This is a genomic window from Phaeodactylibacter xiamenensis (assembly GCF_965229835.1).
GTDB classification, from domain to species: Bacteria; Bacteroidota; Bacteroidia; order Chitinophagales; family Saprospiraceae; genus Phaeodactylibacter; species Phaeodactylibacter xiamenensis.
Genome location: NZ_OZ245931.1, coordinates 6,287,156 through 6,305,000, shown reverse-complemented (window position 1 = coordinate 6,305,000; position 17,845 = coordinate 6,287,156). Strand labels below are relative to the sequence as shown.

Sequence of the window (17,845 nt, the reverse complement as noted above, 5' to 3'; positions counted from 1 at the left end):
TGTACATCGTTGATGGCTTTGATGGCTGCGTCTGTATCGGAATAGGCGGTGAGCAGCACCCGCTTGGCTTCCGGGTATAATGGCCGGGCACGTTCCAGAAATTCCACCCCCAGCATTTCCGGCATCCGCTGATCAGAAATGAACAGGGCGACTTCTTCTCCCTTTTTCTTTAATGCGTCCAGCGCCTCCAGCCCTTCGTTAGCGCTTTCCGTGCTGATGATGCGATAGTCTTCCTTATAAGCATTGCGGAGGTCGCGCTTCAGTGAGCGCAGTACCTGCGGGTCATCATCAACGGAAAAGATTATGGGTTTGCTGTTGTTGGCCATTCGTGTAAGTTTAAGCGGTGGGGAAACAAAGGGTAAAAACGGTGCGCCCGGGTTTTGAATCCAGGGTAATCTTGCCTTTGTGGCGGTCTACTATTTTTTTGACGATATCGAGCCCCATTCCGGTCCCCTCCCCCATAGGTTTGGTGGTGAAAAAAGGTTCGAAAATCCGGGTTTGGTCTTCTTCGGGGATGCCGCTGCCGTTGTCTTCGATGTCTACACAGACATACTCACGGTCAGGGTAAGTGCGGACAATCAGCCGGCCACCGGGTGGCATGGCATCAACGGCATTGACGATGAGGTTGGTCCAAATCTGGTTGAGCTCACCGGCAAAGCCCTGTACCGCAGGCGCCGACTGGCAGAAGTCTTGGACCAGTTCGATTTGCTTGCCTTTGAGTTGATGCCGGAGCATGGTGAGGGTACTTTTCAGGCCTTCGTGGACATCCACAGGTTCGAGGGCAAGGCCCCGGTCCATGTGCGAGTAGTCTTTAATGGAGCGCACCAGGCTGGAAATTCGGTTAGAGGCTTCGTTGATTTCCTCTACGAGGCGTTCCAAGCTGAAGGTACTTTCCATCCACCAAAGGATAGAAGGCAGGGGATGCCCGCCTACGATCTTTTCGATCCCAGACAACTCTTCTGCGGTCATACCAAAATCGGCGAAGGTTTCGGAAATGTCTTCAGCGCCTTCAATATCGTGGTCTTCCAGCCAATCGAGCATATCATCCAGGCGTTCTTCCCGCTCCATGAGGCTGAGGGACAAGGAAGGGGCTTCCTGGATTTTCCCAAACAGAATAGCGTTGATCTGATCGGTCTGCTCAGGGGAAATGCCCATCGTCATGATCGCCTTGAATTTTTCCGGCGTGGAATGTACTTTTTGGTATAGTTCCTGCGCATTGCGAACCATAGCAGAGGCCGGGTTATTCAATTCGTGGGCCAGTCCTGCGGAGAGTTTCCCCAAAGCCATGAGTTTTTCGGCCTGAAAGCGCTGGGAGGTGAAGTCCCGCACCCGGTCGCTCATTCGGGCAACGAGTGCCTGCGTAAGGGCGTAGCTTCGGTTGACCATTTCTGTAAAGTGCTGCCGGTGGAGTTCCAGCGTGTAAGTTGGTTGCAGGGCAATGCCCTCTGCCTGGGCATGGGTCATACGGGAGAAGGGCAGGACTCCGGTGATATAGCCGGTTTCAAAAACGCCCAGTTCTAAAGTTTGTCCACCGCGTGTGGCACGGATGACATACTGCCCGCTGACAATAACCTGCATATGATCTACGGCATCACCGGGGCGGAACAGGGCTTCGCCTTTTTTATAGAGGTGATAATCGGAGGCATCAATCATCCACTGCAGGGCTTCCGGAGGTATTTCGGAGAAAGTATCGAAGGCCTGGATTTGCTGGAGCAGGTCTTCAGGCTTGGGTGCTATGGGCATTAGGTTGTAAGGTTGTACTAATTATAGGTACATTGCGACCACAAAAATGGTTGCACCCTATGAGCCAGTCAAAAGAACTGGGCGAGAAGCCCATCGGCCCGCTGTTGCGGAAAATGGCAGTCCCGGCTTCCGTGGGTATGCTTGTGATGTCCATTTACTCGATTGTGGATACGATCTTCGTTGGGTTATGGGTAGGCACACTGGGCATTGCGGCCATTACGGTGGTGATGCCCATTATGTTCCTGATTTCCAGTATGGGGATGGCGATTGGCGTGGGAGGCAGTTCGATTATTTCGCGGGCGCTGGGCGGCGATGATCATGATAAGGCCTGCAAGGTATTTGGTAATATGGTCACCCTGACGCTATTGCTGGTGGTCGTGCTGGGTTTGGGGCTATCGTTTTTCCTCACGCCGGTGTTAGAGCTCTTTGGTGCGCAGGGCGATATTATGGAACCGGCTAAATCCTATTTTACAATTGTGCTGCTTAGTGTGCCCGGTCTGGCCTTTGCCATGATGGGCAATAATGTGATGCGGGCGGAAGGAGCGCCGAATATGGCGATGTTTACGATGATGGTGCCGGCTGTGGCGAATCTGATTCTGGATCCGATTTTCATTGTGTGGCTGGACTGGGGCATTGAAGGGGCAGCATGGGCCACCACCCTGTCCTATTATGCGAGTGGCGGGTTCACGCTATGGTTTTTCCTTTCGGGAAGGTCAGAGCTAACGTTGTACCGGAGCAGCATGGCGCTTGACCGAAGACTTGTGCGGGATATCTTCAGTATTGGTATTGTCACTTTAGCCCGGCAGGGCACGATTAGCCTGCTGACCATTGTGCTCAACCGTACGCTTTTCCAGTATGGCAATGAAGTGGCAGTGGCCATGTACGGCATTATCAACCGGGTGATGATGTTTGCGAATTTCCCGGTGCTTGGTATCACGCAGGGGTTTATGCCGATTGTGGGGTACAATTTCGGAGCGGGCAAGCTGGAGCGGGTCCGCAGCATTATCAATTACTCTATTCGGAGTGGCACAGTGATTTCCCTGGGATTGTTTGCGGGGATTCTGTTTTTTGCAGACTCTATCGTGTCCATTTTTACCAATGACCCGGAGCTGATCAGCCAAACGCCCCGGGCGCTGATGCTCAGTTTTCTGGCGGTGCCGCTGATTACAGCGCAGTTGGTGAGTTCTGCCTACTTCCAGGCGATTGGGAAAGCCTGGCCGGCATTAATACTCACACTAACGAAGCAGGGGTTTTTCCTCATTCCTTTTGTGCTCATTCTGCCCCGGTTTTTCGGTTTGGATGGGGTATGGTATGCCTTCCCTGTATCGGATGTGCTGGCCGTGGCGGTTACATATGGGTATTTGCGGTATGAGTTGGGGAGGAAGGCACCGTATGAAGTTGAAGCAGCTCAGGCATCCGGCGGAGATTAGAGCAGCCCCTGATACAGGTCTGACATTACCAACTCAAAATCTCCCATCTGGAAAGATTGGCTTGAGTCATTGAAATCGGTACTTTTCCATCGATCCGTACCAGGCATTCGCTCAAAAAGGGTCACAAAGGGGCGGTCCTGCTCCAGGTAAATTATGAACTGCAGGGAGGCGATAGATTTGTATCCCTGTAACTTTTCCCCGAAGTCACGGTTACGGCTTGATGGAGAAATCACCTCTGCTACCATCCAGGGGTTAGTATGGGCAGTCTTTCCCGGAGCATATTCATGGATGGAAGGTATTCCATGTACGACGGAGACATCAGGTGCATAAGCTTTCACTTGATGCTCCATAAACACATGCCGATTACTGCCGTACCTCCGGTATTCGGTATTCCCCTTTAAGCAAACAAAAAGTACACCAAGGAGATTAGCAACGAGTTGCTCGTGGTGGTCAGATGCTATACTCATAATAATGATTGAGCCATCTTCAAATTCGACCGGATACTCGACCTGTTGCAGAACGTCGATGAAAGTAGCGTAATCAGCAGAGAACCGGTGCAATTCCGGGCCTAACTTTAGACGATCAGACAATGACAGTGGAATGGATACGGCTGTGCTCATAATCTAAAAATAACACTTTCCACTCAAAAAAACAACCGGCGCCGGAACACTGCCCGACGCCGGTCTCACCTAATTTTATACTGACGATTGAGTGGTTTGCCACAGCAAACCTACTCAATGCTTGCCCGTGTCTTGCCGCCTTTGGGCTTTGACCACCTTAAAGGCAGGAGGGTCAGCATTTACGCTGGGAAGTGGCTTGCGCTTGCCGTGACAAGCTATGCTTCGTCAGTGGCCGATGTCGCAAATCCAAGATCCCAGACGATGAATGTCTGGATAGTGACCCGACATTTATCGTCGGTGACCACTTCGTATTGCGTATATCAACGGTGTTTACTTCGTTTTGAGGAGGCGCAGGATGCTTGGTGCCTGACCTTCCCGGCGGATCTCCAGCAGGTAGAGGCCATCGGGGTGGTTGTGCAGGCCCCACTCGGTTTGTACCGTGCCCGTCTGAAGGACACGCTGCTCCAGTGCCTGCCCTACCGGGTTGCGCAGGACAACGGTGGCCGGCGCCTGAAGTGCCTCCCCGAAGGACAAGGTAAATGGCCCGCCCGTTGGGTTGGGGAACAAGCGGGGCTCCGGCAGCTGCTCCCCGGTTGCGATGTCCAGGTCTGGCATGGAAAGGTTGCCGCCGCCGGACGACAGCCAGTTGACCCGCCCGAAGGTAGCTGAGCCCTGGCCGTTGGGGTCTGTAGTAAAGACCGCCAGCCCCATTTCCACGCATTGGTTCATCGGCAGGTAGACTTGATGGAAGAGCTGCCAGCTACTGCTATTCGGTGTACGGTAGAAGCCACGAATCCAGTCTCCCTGACGGACCAGGCGCAAGCGGGTGGCAAATGGAGCGAAGGAGCTGCCTGATGACTTATTGCCTCCGGTTAGGTAGCGGGTCTCCCGGCGCAGCAGGTTACCCAAATTGGAGTATATAGCTGTCATCTTACTGCCGGGGGCGCTGCTTTCACGGATCATGATGCCCGCATAGCCATTGGTGACGGCTTCGATATCCGCCTGTATGCCCCCATTGCCACAAAGCGGGCGGTGTACGTAAGCGGCTTCATCGGCATTGCCTGGGAAGAGATTATACCCACCTGTGCTGATGTCAAACACCCCTCTTGGGGCAATGCAGGGGTTGTAGGCATAGTCGGAGCCGCTGCCCGGGTCACCTATGTCTGTGGCGGACCAGCCGGCCGGCAGGTCTGTGCCCGGTACGATCGTCACCTGAGCGGTACAGCTCGCGCTGCCGCCCACCCCATCAGTAGCGGTGAGGGTTACGGCCTGAATGCCGAGGTCATCGCAGTTAAAGTACTCCTGATCCAGGCTGAGCATGCCAGTGCCACAAGCCTCCGAGGTGCCATCGTCTATCATGCCGGGCGTAAGGAAGAGGTTGCCATCGGGGTCCAGCTCGGCGGTGATGTTGCTGCAGCCAACGGTAGGGACGCAGTCCGGGCAGTCGGTATTTACGGGCTCATAACTACCAGTCACGGTAGGGGAAAATTCGGTCCAAATGCCGTTGACCCGTGCACGTACCTTTACGCCAACGGAAGCGGCGTTAGTAAAACAGGCCGTACATTCATAAACGCTACTCGTTAACACCGTATTGCTATTGAGCAAAGGCACAGATGCCCCTGTAACAGTCAATACCACGTTATACAAATCCGCCCCCTCAACAGCAGTCCACGCCAGTGGGATGGTGATGCCTTCTTCAGGGCGGCCCTCATTGGAGCAGCCGTTGTCCAGGATGGCCCCCTCTGTAAATGCGGTGATGGAAGGCGGGTCAATCGGGCATGGCCCACACAGCAAGCCACCACAGTCCACGCCGGTCTCATCGCCATTCTGAATGCCATCGCTGCAGGTCTCGCAGGAGCCATCGTCCTGATTGGCGGCCGGGTTGTAGTTGTGGGCGGTGGGGTCGGTGCAGCCGGGGATCGTGGGTAGTGCTTCCACACAAATTTCGAAGTCAGACCAGAACTGTGGCCCATTGCCATAAGTCCAGACCTGAATAAATATATCCGTATTGGGTGGTATAGAGGCCGGGTACCCTAATTCCGGAACCGAGACCGTCTGATCACAGGCAACAGGAGTGAGGCTACCACAGCTACCGGTATGGATGGCTATACCAGAGCCATTATTATTTTGGAAATTGACCGTCACATTGATGCCGCCCGGCCATCCCCCAACACCGCTATTGACGACAAACCATACATCATCATCCGACCAGGAGTTGTTCCCACAGCCGGGGCTCACACCCGAATTGGTGGCATTGACAGTAGTATAGTCTGCATAAACGCAATTGCCTTGTGGGTAAACGGGCAGGGCAATAGCCTGTCCGCATTCATCATTGGCAACTGAGCATGGCCCGCACAGCAGCCCACCGCAGTCAACTCCTGTTTCATCGCCATTCTGAATACCGTCGCTGCAGGTCTCGCAGGAGCCATCGTCCTGATTGGCAGCCGGGTTGTAGTTGTGGGCGGTAGGGTCGGTGCAGCCGGGGATGGGGGCTGCTTCAGTCGTGAAAGATTCCTCCGTACAGCCAGTCGCGTCTCCACCAGCGTTATAAGGAGTAAGGGTCACGTAGATCGTCGCCCCATACGGCAGCATACCGGGATCGTAGGTAGTCACATTGCCCACATCGACATCATCGAGAATATCGACACCTCCTGAAGTGGTACCCATACTCAGGCGGTAACCGGTAGCGTCCGGCACGGCGGTCCAACTCAGGTCGGCGTCAACGGACACATCGATGGCGCCGTTGAGCGGGCTGCTCAGGCTCGTGCAGGCGGGCGGGGCGGTACACGCGCCGGCCCCGGTATTACAGAAAGCCTGGAAATCGCCGCCGCCGGGCAGACCGGGGTTGTTGGAAAAATCCACAATGTCGCCACAAAGATCGTTTAGTTCACTTGGAAAACAACCGGAAAGCTGGTTATTCTGAACGTAAAGGTTGGTCAGGCTGGCAAGGGCACCTATTTCTTCGGGGATCGGCCCTGATAGCTCGTTATCATTTAAGGCTAAGTGCCACATATTATCCAAACTACCTAATTCTGGCGGTATGGGACCAGTCAACTCATTGTTTGCGAGATGTAAATACCATAGTTCAGAAAAATTACCAAACTCAGCAGGAATAGGGCCACTTAACTGGTTGTTTTGCAACGTCAGGGTTCTCAATTGGGTCAAATTCCCCAATTCCATAGGAATAGGGCCGCTTAATTGATTGTTATCTAGCCATAAAGTCCCCAACCCACTTAGGTTGGCCAACTCCTGTGGTATCGAACCGCTTAATTGATTTTCACTCAAGGTTAGCGTCCCAAGGTTCAGGTTCCCTAATTCCGGAGGGATGGCGCCGCTCAATTGATTGGAATGTAGCTGTAATCCCCTCATATTGCTCAGATTAACCAATTCAGGTGGGATCGAGCCGCTTAGTTGGTTATTCTCTAGGTAGAGAAAACGAACCCCGCTTAAGCCTCCCAACTCCGGGGGAATAGAGCCGCTTAACTGATTATCGTGAAGGTAAAAACGGAATACCTGAGTCAAGGTACCCAATTCAGGTGGGATAGAACCCGTCAATTGGTTGTCCCCTAACCATAGATCGTAAAGTTGACTCAGGTTTCCAAGTGTGAATGGAATACTACCAGTCAATTGGTTGTCAAACAGATAGAGATTTCGAAGACCTGCCAAATTACCGAGTATCCCTGGAATGCTTCCCGTCAACTGATTATTGGCCAGGTTGAGAGTGTGTAACTGAGTCAGACTTCCCAATTGGAAGGGGATCGGCCCACTCAGTTCGTTTACGCGCAAATGCAGGTCTTCTAATTGGGTGAGTTGTCCAATTTCCTCCGGGATATTTCCATTTAGCTGATTCCAAGATAGATGTAGCTCGGTCAGATTAAATAAGGAGCCAATTTCGGGAGGGATTGGCCCCAGCAGACCGTTACCTCCTTTCGCGTGAGAATAATTGCAGTCATTTTCTCCATCAAGATCCAAACAGGTGACACAACCCTCTGCACTAATGGTCACACCATACCAGGTATCCATCGGCTGATTCAGATCCCAGGAACTGATCCAATTGGGACCGTTAGTAGCATTATAGAAGGCGACCAGGGACAAAGAGTCATTCTGTCGGCAGGAACTATTGGTTGTAGCGACTGTTTTATCGTGAATGTCAGGCTGGGGCAAAGTATTCATTCCTGCTAATGCCAAAGGTGACCCGACCAAAAAAAGTATGTAAATTAACAAAAGAGGTTTAAGCAAACTACAGCTCAGGTTTGCACGATAAGTAGCATGGGCTAATAACGAAATTGTAAAAACACTTGCCGGTACTTCTCCGTAATAATTTTGATGAGAGACCAGCGTAGAGCAGCTAGCAGCCGACCGTCCATTTGATTTTCCGGGTAAAGTTTGATTCATGATTATATAAAGTTTGGTTTAAACAGGCACGAACTGACTGGAGCACCACCTGCCTGTGCAAGTGTGCCATAGTCAATTCCAAAAAAGGACCGGACAATCGGGTGTGGTTGGGAGTGCTGCGGCGCAGCGGGTATCAATTGGTTTCCCCGGGATATAGCAGGGTGTAAGCGGGTATAAAAATAAGATAGCCTACAGTGCGGGCAAAGGGAAAAAACAGGAGTGGTCGATATTGGGTATGAGTGGTCGATGGTCAGATTAAGTGGTCAAATTAGGAGGGGGGTTGGGAACACAGATTGTAGGGATTGCGCAGATTTGCACTGATTCCGGGAAGGTCCTCCAGCGGGGCGGGTCTCGTTGAGCAGATCAGTGTGATCAGTCAGATCAGCGTCATCAGTGTACTATTATCGTGCGTGGCGGGTTGGAACACGGATTAGACTGATTACGCAGATTTGCACTGATTTCCGGGCGGGCCATCCAGCGGGGCGGGTCTCGTTGGGCAGATCAGCGGCATCAGTGTACTATTATCGTGCGTGGCGGGTTGGAACACGGATTAGACTGATTGCGCGGATTTGCACGAATTTCCAAGAGCCCTCCCCAAGCATTTTACCCCCACCTCATTACCGGCGCAGCATATGCTGGATTTTGTCTATCAACCGTTTTAAGCTAGGCCTGTCCGAAGTCAGCGCCCCGCTCACGTCCCGGTAAAAATCAGCGCCCCGGCGGCGGGAAGCCTGAAGCTGCTCACCATTTCTCAAAATGAGGTATTTCTCACCTGAGGTATAGCGCTGTATGTGTAGTTCGTTAACCAGGTGGGTTGGGCTGATCCGATGAAAGCCACCTTCTCCACTTAGTAAGTGTTCGTAGTATTTCAGGTTTTGGGACGATGCTAATCGTTGCCCATCCTCCAAATGTACGATAGTGGCGGGCCCTTTGGATTCTATGTAGACTACTTTTCCTTTGTGGACAATCTCCATATCGCCATGGAGTAAAGGCACCGACATCACTGGCCGAAGCCGTTGCCCCCGGCGTTCCAGCAATTCCATCATGAGGCCGAGTTTTTCGATGATCGCCTGCTGATCCTGGTCCTTTCGGCAGGCCCGCTCTACAGCGCTGCGCAGCTCATCAGGATTGATGGGTTTCTCGATAAAATCAAGGGCGGCATACCTCATTGCACGTTGGACATTCTCCTTGCTCCCGTGCCCGGTCACGAAAATCAGGTGGGCATTGAGCAGGCGCTGTGACTCCAGGGTGTTTAAAAGGCTAAAAGAGGTGCCCTGCTTAATCTGTATATCCAGAAAAAGCAGGTCAGGCCGGACCTCCCGGATCAGCTCCACGGCATCGGGCAGGCAGTCCGCTATCCCGGCGATTTTCATGTCCGGAAAGGATTCTCGTAAGTGGTGCTGCAGCAATTCGGCCACAGGCAAACTGTCTTCAATAATTGCGGCGGTCATAAGCTGTTGTTCTGTTGGTTTGTATCGTTAATTGTACTATTGTGCCGCCACCGGGGCGGTCGGTAATATCTAATTCAATGTGCTGCCCCATGTTGTTGAGCAGGCGGATGCGCTCGTAGACCAGGGCGGTCCCTCTCGACTTAAAACTCCCCATGGAAGAGGCTTGCAACTCAGATGCCGCCTGCCGGCCAATACCGTCATCCATGATCCGGCAATATAATGCCTGACCTTCCATTTCAAAGTGGAGCAACAGATGCCCATTATTTTTACCCAGCCGGAAACCATGCTCTATGGCGTTTTCCACAAAGGGTTGCAGCAGCATTGGCGGAAGGGATATCTCACTTACAGGTACTGCTTTGGGCAAGGCAATCTCAAAGGTGAAAAGCCCGGGGTGCAAAACCTGCATTAACTCCATGTAGTGGGTCAGGAGTTCCACTTCCTCGGTAAGGCGTACGGTATTGTCCGCCTTCACGCTACTATTTAGATCAGCAGAAAGGCTGGATTCCATAAAATGGCCCATTAATTTCGCTAACCGTTGAATTTGCTGGTCCAGGGCATCGGGGTCGCCTTGCTTTGAAAAGTGTTGCATGGCCGTCAGCGTATTGTTGATGAAGTGGGGGTTGAGCTGCGCCTGCAGGGTATGTACCTGGTAAAAAGTCAGTTGCTGCTCTTTCTCCCGCAGGGCCAATTGTGCCTTTTGATTTTTACGGAAATACCGGTAAATACCGATCGAAAGCAACATAAGCAGCCCACTTAGTACGAGCCCTGCCCACGCTGCCTGATAATAGAAACCGGGCGCCTTGTAAAAAGGCTGACTCACAGAGAAGTGCAATACATCTACCGTAGCGTGGCGGGTATCTGCAATGCGCAGGCGCACCTCAAAGGTGTAGTCGCCGGAGGTAAGATTGGCAAAGTGGGCAAAGGGCTCCTCCTGCCAGGCACTCCAATTGGTATCGCGTTCCAGCAAGCGGTAACTGTATTGGTGGCGAAGGGTAGAAGCAAAACCAATGGGCTCAAACTGCAGGGTGGCTTCATTGACACCGTAGGGCAAGGCGATGAATTCATCCGATAAAAACCCAATAGGGCTTCCATTGATGCGGAATATCCGTACCTGCGCCGGGGGCTGATCAAAACTGATCGCGTCTACATCAATGAAATAGGCACCATTCCCTGCCGGCACCCAATAACGGTTCTCGCGGTCCAGGTAACAGCTGCTTTGACCTGATTCCAGGCCAAAAAAGCCATATCTATAGTTGTAGTTTTTTATCCGGAGCTGTCCGGTGGCTTTGTAGTGCGCCCAGTCCACTACCTTGATCTCGTTTTGCTCGGCAATCAGCATCAGGCCGTTGGGCGTAAAGGTGATGTCCATGACCCAAACCTGAAAAATATCAGGCCGAAAGGCTATCAGGCTGTCTGTTGCCGCATTGTAATACATCAGCCCTTCTTTGCTACCCACCCACAGCACACTGTCTGCTGCGATACTCAAGGATATAGCCCCACGCTGAGGAGCCCGTTTTTCATATATATCAATCTCTCCCGTTTGAATATGCATACGTGCCAGCCCGGCTGAGGAACCCCACCAGTAGTAGCCATCGGGGCTGCGGCAGATGGAAACAACAAATTTGCGGGCATGTGCGCCGCTATCGGCTTGTATGAGTTTTACGGGCCCCTCTTCTTTCTTTAGAAGGAGGCGGCCATTCGTAGCCCCGGCCAGCAGGCACTGCCCTACAGTATCGTAGTATGTACCCAAGATGGCACTGCTTTCCTTCTCCTGCAACAGGTAGTCTGCCGGCTTAATGTAGTGGTCGAATACACCATCCCGATAACGGATCACACCGTGGCTGAACGCAAAATACAGATGCCCGTCCCGATCCTGAGAGGGGCTGAAATACATACTTTCCGTGGAAATAGCACCACCTTCATCATCGGTCAGCTCAATTGGCACTTTTTCGGCAGGTCCACCCATCTCGAAAGCATACAATCCATGATTGTAGTTGGGCGACCAATAGCGGTATTCATCATCTTGTAAAATACCCCAGGGCAGCGGCAGTTCCTCATTCCCATAGTAGAAAAACCCATGAGGAAAGTACTGGAATATGCCGTTTTCGGTGCCGATCCAAATATGGCCATCTCTGTCTTCCAGTAAAGCATTCACCATTACTCCTGAAAGTAAAGTTTCAGGGGCTCCATCCTTAGATATCCGTACCAATTGTTTCCAGTCTCCCAAATAAACATCCCCTGACTTGGTCATCAGTTGACGGGTTGCCCTTAGAGGCACATTCTTTAGGACCGTGTCCCTTACATCAGCGCCATAAACATTTGTCAGGCTATCCCTCTTTTCCAAAAAACTAAGCCTTCCAGCGTAATTTACCCCATAGGGCGTCCCATCAAACTGATGTGCCAAATGGAATTGCCCTTCGCTATACCGCCAGGCGTTGTGGTCTGAGAAAAACAGTGTGCCCTCAAGGGTGGGCTGAGGCAGGAAACCAGACATGGAAACGTCTTTGATTTCTGGCTGCCCCTCGACAACGAATTCATATTTACCCCTTTTAAACAACAGTATTTTGCCATCTGCATCAATGGTCAGCACACTCCCGTCGTCCAGGCAGGCTACAGGTTGGTTTTTTCGCAATAGCCGGGGAAAGTATTCCCAGGTTTGCCCGTCAAAAACCAGCAGGCCTGCTCCGGAAGCGGCCCAGAGACGCCCGGCTTTATCTTCATCAAAAGCAAAGATATTGGTGGCTGGCACCCCTTCTTCAAGGAAGTAGTTTTCAAAGGTGGCACCGTTAAATTTGCTGATGCCGCTTTTAGTACCCGCCCAGATATAGCCCCGGCTATCCTGGAACAGTCCCAGCACCTGCTGCTGCACCAAGCCATCATGCACAGTGAAATGATTTACGGGAAGTTTTTGCCCGGCGGCATCATACCAGGCCAGCAGCGCGGCAACTGCGAACAGGTAGTAGTTTTTCACTTGTTTGGGGTTAGTTCTATAAGGCTAATATAGGATTTTCTAAAACAACATTGCGAGATTGGCTCGAAAAACTAACTTTGTAGTGCGGCAAAAAGAAGCCCTCTCCTAAATCCTCCCATCTAACTCTATCAGTCAAGTAGAGTGCTCCACTGGAAAGCCTATGGAATGTTACGAATTGTGATCCCCAAATTATGGAGCCGCAAAGCCTTTCCCAATCCTCCACTGCTTCTTCTATCTTTGTAAAAAAACACCATGCAGGAAGGCCTCAAACGCATCGCTACCATGGTGGTGCTCCGCCACGAAGACGCGTTTTTATTGCTCGAACGGAATAAAATGCCCAATGCCGGCATGTACGTGCCCGTGGGCGGGAAGGTAGAGCCCTACGAACGGCCCATTGATACCGCAGTGCGAGAGACGGCCGAAGAAACCGGTATTCAACTGACGCGGGAGCAACTGACCTACGGCGGAGTGCTCACAGAAACCTCACCGGTTCATTACAACTGGCTGTGTTTTATTTTCATCGCAGCTATCGAGTGGGTGCCGCCGCCGCCCTGTGACGAAGGCACCCTGCATTGGATTCCGCGCAGTGGTTTGCTTGATGTCCCTACCCCTCCCACGGACTGGCAGATTTATGAATACCTGCTGAGCGGGCAGCCGTTTGCGCTTGACGCCCTGTACGACGCAGAACTCAACCTGCTGGAAATGCGGGAGGAAATTTCCGGTAAGGTGGTCTTTCCTCAGAACCGGGATTCCAGGTAGTACGGCAGCATTTTGCGCCAGGTCGGCCAGTCGTGCGGCATATCCGGGCCCCAGACGTCAAGCTCATGGTCGATGCCCTTGGCGTGCAGGATGGCAGAAAAGCGGCGGGAGGCATCCGGGTTTTCCCAATCGCCCTGACCGGTAACAATATGAATGTGGTTGCTGCGGCGAATTTGCGTCAGCAGGCCGTGGTCCTCCATATTGGGCAGGTACTGTACCGGCGAGTTGAAATACACATCCTGATCGTGGTACCCTTTGGTGTAGGTGCTCAGATCGTAATCGCCACTCATACCGATGACACCGCTGAAGAGGTCTGGCCGGCGGAAGAACAGGTTGACGGAGTGCAAAGCCCCTAAAGAAGCCCCGCAGGTGATGATGGGGGTGTCTTCGCTCGTCATGCTTTTGATGAATGGCACGACTTCCTCAAAGACATACTCATTGAACTGCTGATGCCGGATCGCTTTGTGGCGGGGGTGCATATTGGGATTGAGCCAGCTCTCTGCATTGATGCTGTTGATGGAAAACACCTTCACTTTGCCCGCGTTGATGGGCCCTGCAATGGCGTCAATCAGGTGGAAGCGCTCGTACTCCAGGTAGTCGGCAGCGGCCGTTGGCAAAAGGAGCAGGGCAAAGCCGTAGTGCCCGTAGACGGCTACTTCCATTTGTTTGTTGAGGCGGGGGCTGTGCCAGGAATGGATGTCTCTGTTCATCGTTGGTTTTTAATTTCGCGCAAAGATAGCAGATTAGACGATAATTAAGCCCATAAAGTCTGGAGGGAGTCCCTACTTCATCAGTGCCGGCCGCTGCGTCACCTCGTGGTAGCAGATGTAGCCTTCCTTAAAGTAATGCAGGACCATACTTTTGCGGGGCTGGCTTTTATCGCGATGGGGCTCACCGCCGTGCAGCAGGTTGGCGTGCCAGATCAGTACATCGCCGGCCTGCGCTTCGAAGATACGCTTTTCCAGTCCCCACTCCTTAACCTTTTTTTCCATCATCTGCTCGTAGGCGGAGTAAGGCTGATCGCCAATTTTCCAGCGGTTGCCTTCATTACCATAGGCGTCGTTGAGCAGGTAGGGTAGTTTGTGGCTGCCGGGATAATAATGCAGGGGGCCGTTGTCTGGCGTCATGTCTTCGAGGGCAATCCATACGCCCAGCAGGCCGCCGAGTGGATAGGTCGTCATGTGGACAGAGTCAGAATGGGTCTTTTGCTCGCTGCCCTCATGCACGAAGTTGATGCTTTGGAAAAGCCGGGCTTCCCCATCAATGAGGTAGTTGAGAATGGCCTGCAGGTGGGGGTGCTCGCCAATACGCCTCAGGAAATCGCTGTGGTGGATGGCAAACATCAGCTTTTTGTTGCTGTATCGAAAGCGCAGGGACTGATCGTCCAACAGGCGCTGCACCTCAGCGTTGGCCAGGCCTACTTCATCGGGGCGCAGCCAGCCTTTAAGCACCGCGTAGCCTTCCTCAGGGTAGGCCAGCAAGCTTTCCTGAGTGGCAGGATTGAGGATAGAAAACAGGGCGTCTGCCTTCAAGCCGGCAATATCCGGCTCAATGCTTTCTTTCCGGGCGCCCGGCAGATGGTCAAAATCAGCACTGCTGATGGGCTCGTAGTAACGTTTGTCCAATCCGTACCTGGAGTACAGGGCATTGAGGTGCCCTAAGCGGGCCTGCTGAAAGTAGTTGTAAAGGGCGTAAGTCCACTTGTATTGCCGTATCCATCCGATCATGCCATTCCGGTTTGGCGGCAAGATAACGGTAATCGGCGGGAATGCCCAACATACAAAGGCTACTTCCTCCGCTTCGCCCCTTCCATAGCGGGGAGCATGGGTGCATTCTTTTCCTGGTACGGCCCCATACTGCGGAGAATGGAATCCAGCAGGCCGATAGCCTGAGTGATGTAGGCGCCTTTGTTGAGCATGACGCATTCTGCCCGCTGTGCCATTACGGCATCCGTTATTTCGGCCCGGCTGGGGATGCCTTTCTTGGCGAGGTTTTCCAGTACCTGTGTAGCCCAAATGTCTGGCAGGTGGGCCGCCTGGCAGAGCGACATAATCTCTTCCTGTACCCGGCCGATTTGGTCCCAACCGGCCTCGATGGCCAGGTCTCCCCGGGCAATCATCACACCGATGGGGTAAACAGCCATGCCTTCTAACAAGATGTCAACGAGGTTGTCAAAGCCGGCCTGGGTTTCGATTTTCAGGATGATGCCAATGCGGTTGGCTGCGCCGAGTTGGCTGAGCTCGTCAATCAAATCGCGCACGTCCTGGGGGCTGTTGACAAAAGATAAGTTGACCACATCTGCGTGTTCGGCTACGAAGGGCAGGTCTTTGCGGTCTTTTGTAGTCAGGCCACGGATGCTTAAATTGCTGTCGGGAAAATTGATGCCCTTATCGGCCCTGAGTTTGCCGCCGCCTTCTTTGGTGTGGAGGATTTCGACGTACAATTCTCCGTCTTTTACTTTGCGGATAACGCCTTCGATCTGTCCATCGTCGAAAAGTATGGGTTCACCAACTTTCACCTGCTCGAAAACCTCCTCAGAAGTACAGGAGATGTGGGCGACATCTGTGAGCTGCCCATTGTCATCGTATTTGGCAGACTCCCCCAACTCGTTGGAACGATGAATGCGCAGGGTATCGCCTGTGGTCAGCAAAATGGGGGCTTCCAATGGCGGCAGTACCCCTACCGTCAGCGGACGCGATTTAAGTTTCTTATCGGTAAAGAGCTGACTGCCCTCCCCCAGGTAAACGGTACGGTAGGCTTCGGCAAGACAGCCGTCATCGAGGACCTTCGTAACCCTAAACTGACGCTTTTTGTGGCGGGTGTCCCGACAGTGCAGCTTGTCGCCGGGTTTCATTTTTTTGAGCTCCACGGAAGACAAGGGCAAGTGTGGATAAGGCTTGGTGGGGTGCGGAGCCGGGGCGATCCATACTTCCACCGGTTGCTTGACCCGGCCAAGGCTATCCTTAGGGGTTTTAAAGCGGCGCACCTTTAGGCCGGGTTGCAATTCACCGGTACGGATTTTAGGGCCGGCAAGGTCCATAGCGACCTGACAGTGGACGCCAAGCGCGCGGGAGGCCGTGCGTACATTCGCAATCATCTTCTTCCAGGCTTCGGGCCCGTCGTGGGCGCAGTTGATCCGGGCACAGTTCATGCCTTTCTGTACCATCTCATAGACCAGCTCCGGCTGTTCGGCAGCCTCACCGGGTAAGGTTACCATAATGCGGGTACGCCGCCCTTCGGTGCGGTAGCCCAAAAGCTTCCGGGTATGGGTGCGCACAATTTCCTGCGCCTTGGTGATCGTGAGATTGACACGTTCCTTTTCCACGAATTCGCCCAGGAGCAATGCACGGAGTATGGTGGCGGTTACCGAGAGGCTGGCCATGGTGTGCCCTTCGGCTTTAGCCAAACGGGAAAGCCCCATGCGTCCAAGTTGCTTTTGCAGCTCCCGGATATCAAAACTCCGCAAGGTGCGGTAATGAATCAGGTTTTTGGCGGAAGCCAGCAGGTTAGGGTGGATGCGGCTCAGCACCTCAGCGTACTCCAGCTCTTTGGATTGGGCAGCCCGCTCGATGGTTTCCACCTGCTCTAGCATGGATTGGATATTAGGTTGATCTTGAAGCATGAGGATGGATTTATTGCTGACGCTGTTTTTCTAATTCCTGAGCGGCCCATTTTGCTGTTTGGTCAAACCACTGGTCCAATCGTGGGTGCTCCCCTTTAATAATCGCAGCAATTTGCTCCGAGTTCTTTAGGTAAGCCTCTTTTTTGTCTAAAGACCAGTCGAGCGGGTAAGAAAAAATATCTTCGATATTGGAAGCTTTATCCGCAAGGCGGATGACCCGGGCGCCAGGGCTCAGCTGAGCAGCGGTTTCCAGCTGCCTTTGTTTACGTACCTCATAGGACAAGCTCATGTCATCGGTGAGCTCAAGGACGATGGCAGCAACTTCATGGCCAAAACGTTCGGCCAGTTCCTCCCCCGTCACGTCGGTATCTTCCACGATATCATGAAGCACCGCGGCAAGCAGCAGCGTGTCTTCGGTAAATCCACAGCGGTTCACCAACCCATTAGTCACTTTAATCAGGTGGTTAATGTAAGGCAGGCGTCCGTAGCCTCCGCGGCGGTCGTACTGATGTTTTATGGCGGCAAATTGCAAGGCCTCTAAAAGTTCCGGAAGCGCAAGTGCGAACATACTTATTGCTTTTGACTGGTTAAGATAGCAGGATTATCCGGGAATAGAGAAGATCAGAATTAAACCGCAGGCATGACTTATGTCATTACAAAATCAAGTATCAATAAGACCCGCATGACCTTATTTTATTTTTAAAAAACAACCCTCAGCCAAATCTGATCCCGGAAGACCGAATTGACATCCTTTAACAAAAGGCAGGCTTCCTTACCAAATCATCATTTTGAAATCGTATTTACTTCAACTTTTTCAATGGCCATCCCGTTCTATTAATGGCTTTATATTAGGA

Annotated in this window: 12 protein-coding genes and 1 pseudogene (1 of these 13 only partly in view); 2 read left to right on the top strand and 11 right to left on the bottom strand. The window is 52.6% G+C overall.

The window, feature by feature from the left end; translation table 11 throughout:
- On the bottom strand, positions 1 to 326 hold the 5' portion of the coding sequence (locus tag ACO08I_RS24135; RefSeq protein ID WP_421947352.1) for an FAD-dependent oxidoreductase. The gene continues 1,345 nt to the left of window position 1, outside the view; the window shows 326 of its 1,671 coding nt (coding positions 1-326); it begins with the start codon at positions 324 to 326; the stop codon falls past the left edge of the window.
- Between the two features lie 10 nt (positions 327 to 336).
- Positions 337 to 1,743, bottom strand: a complete 1,407-nt coding sequence (locus ACO08I_RS24130) for a sensor histidine kinase (RefSeq protein ID WP_421947351.1) — start codon at positions 1,741 to 1,743, stop codon at positions 337 to 339.
- 59 nt (positions 1,744 to 1,802) lie between these two features.
- Here ACO08I_RS24130 and ACO08I_RS24125 point away from each other — a divergent pair, with 59 nt between their 5' ends.
- On the top strand, positions 1,803 to 3,173 hold the full coding sequence (locus ACO08I_RS24125; protein ID WP_421947350.1) for an MATE family efflux transporter: 1,371 nt from the start codon (positions 1,803 to 1,805) through the stop codon (positions 3,171 to 3,173).
- Here the strand turns inward: ACO08I_RS24125 and ACO08I_RS24120 are convergent.
- The 5 genes and pseudogenes from ACO08I_RS24120 to ACO08I_RS24100 form a co-directional block, all read right to left on the bottom strand.
- Positions 3,170 to 3,793 carry a Uma2 family endonuclease gene (locus tag ACO08I_RS24120; protein ID WP_421947349.1) on the bottom strand — a complete coding sequence of 208 codons (624 nt, stop codon included), beginning with the start codon at positions 3,791 to 3,793 and terminating at the stop codon, positions 3,170 to 3,172. The two genes, ACO08I_RS24125 and ACO08I_RS24120, sit on opposite strands and share 4 nt — an antisense overlap.
- A 330-nt stretch (positions 3,794 to 4,123) precedes the next feature.
- Entirely contained in the window at positions 4,124 to 6,805 is a 2,682-nt protein-coding gene (locus tag ACO08I_RS24115) for a hypothetical protein (protein WP_421949749.1), read from the bottom strand.
- A gap of 657 nt (positions 6,806 to 7,462) precedes the next feature.
- Positions 7,463 to 7,816, bottom strand: a pseudogene (locus ACO08I_RS24110) (hypothetical protein); the annotation flags it as partial.
- Between the two features lie 989 nt (positions 7,817 to 8,805).
- Positions 8,806 to 9,639: a LytR/AlgR family response regulator transcription factor gene (locus ACO08I_RS24105; protein WP_282775116.1), complete on the bottom strand. Its 834-nt coding sequence runs from the start codon at positions 9,637 to 9,639 to the stop codon at positions 8,806 to 8,808.
- The gene (locus ACO08I_RS24100; RefSeq protein WP_421947348.1) at positions 9,620 to 12,610 is read right to left on the bottom strand and encodes a two-component regulator propeller domain-containing protein; all 2,991 of its coding nucleotides are present in this window, start codon (positions 12,608 to 12,610) and stop codon (positions 9,620 to 9,622) included. Before ACO08I_RS24100 ends, ACO08I_RS24105 begins: the two co-directional genes overlap by 20 nt.
- A 252-nt stretch (positions 12,611 to 12,862) precedes the next feature.
- On the opposite strand from ACO08I_RS24100, the gene ACO08I_RS24095 reads away from it, so the two are divergent.
- Positions 12,863 to 13,369: an NUDIX hydrolase gene (locus ACO08I_RS24095; protein WP_282775120.1), complete on the top strand. Its 507-nt coding sequence runs from the start codon at positions 12,863 to 12,865 to the stop codon at positions 13,367 to 13,369.
- Here ACO08I_RS24095 and ACO08I_RS24090 read toward each other — a convergent pair.
- The 4 genes from ACO08I_RS24090 to ACO08I_RS24075 form a co-directional block, all read right to left on the bottom strand.
- Positions 13,348 to 14,079 carry an esterase family protein gene (locus tag ACO08I_RS24090; RefSeq protein WP_282775122.1) on the bottom strand — a complete coding sequence of 244 codons (732 nt, stop codon included), beginning with the start codon at positions 14,077 to 14,079 and terminating at the stop codon, positions 13,348 to 13,350. The two genes, ACO08I_RS24095 and ACO08I_RS24090, sit on opposite strands and share 22 nt — an antisense overlap.
- A 72-nt stretch (positions 14,080 to 14,151) precedes the next feature.
- Complete coding sequence (locus ACO08I_RS24085; RefSeq protein ID WP_421947347.1) at positions 14,152 to 15,096, bottom strand: phytanoyl-CoA dioxygenase family protein; 945 nt, start codon at positions 15,094 to 15,096, stop codon at positions 14,152 to 14,154.
- Between the two features lie 59 nt (positions 15,097 to 15,155).
- Positions 15,156 to 16,991: a pyruvate kinase gene (locus ACO08I_RS24080; protein WP_421947346.1), complete on the bottom strand. Its 1,836-nt coding sequence runs from the start codon at positions 16,989 to 16,991 to the stop codon at positions 15,156 to 15,158.
- A 10-nt stretch (positions 16,992 to 17,001) separates the two neighbouring features.
- Positions 17,002 to 17,559: an HD domain-containing protein gene (locus ACO08I_RS24075; RefSeq protein ID WP_421947345.1), complete on the bottom strand. Its 558-nt coding sequence runs from the start codon at positions 17,557 to 17,559 to the stop codon at positions 17,002 to 17,004.
- Positions 17,560 to 17,845 lie beyond the last annotated feature (286 nt).

Bases quoted from the DNA above. Each gene is read 5' to 3' on its own strand.
- ACO08I_RS24130 (WP_421947351.1), bottom strand. From the start codon at position 1,743: ATGCCCATAGCACCCAAGCCTGAAGACCTGCTCCAGCAAATCCAGGCC.
- ACO08I_RS24125 (WP_421947350.1), top strand. From the start codon at position 1,803: ATGAGCCAGTCAAAAGAACTGGGCGAGAAGCCCATCGGCCCGCTGTTG.
- ACO08I_RS24120 (WP_421947349.1), bottom strand. From the start codon at position 3,793: ATGAGCACAGCCGTATCCATTCCACTGTCATTGTCTGATCGTCTAAAG.
- ACO08I_RS24115 (WP_421949749.1), bottom strand. From the start codon at position 6,805: ATGTGGCACTTAGCCTTAAATGATAACGAGCTATCAGGGCCGATCCCC.
- ACO08I_RS24105 (WP_282775116.1), bottom strand. From the start codon at position 9,639: ATGACCGCCGCAATTATTGAAGACAGTTTGCCTGTGGCCGAATTGCTG.
- ACO08I_RS24095 (WP_282775120.1), top strand. From the start codon at position 12,863: ATGCAGGAAGGCCTCAAACGCATCGCTACCATGGTGGTGCTCCGCCAC.
- ACO08I_RS24090 (WP_282775122.1), bottom strand. From the start codon at position 14,079: ATGAACAGAGACATCCATTCCTGGCACAGCCCCCGCCTCAACAAACAA.
- ACO08I_RS24085 (WP_421947347.1), bottom strand. From the start codon at position 15,096: ATGATCGGATGGATACGGCAATACAAGTGGACTTACGCCCTTTACAAC.
- ACO08I_RS24080 (WP_421947346.1), bottom strand. From the start codon at position 16,991: ATGCTTCAAGATCAACCTAATATCCAATCCATGCTAGAGCAGGTGGAA.
- ACO08I_RS24075 (WP_421947345.1), bottom strand. From the start codon at position 17,559: ATGTTCGCACTTGCGCTTCCGGAACTTTTAGAGGCCTTGCAATTTGCC.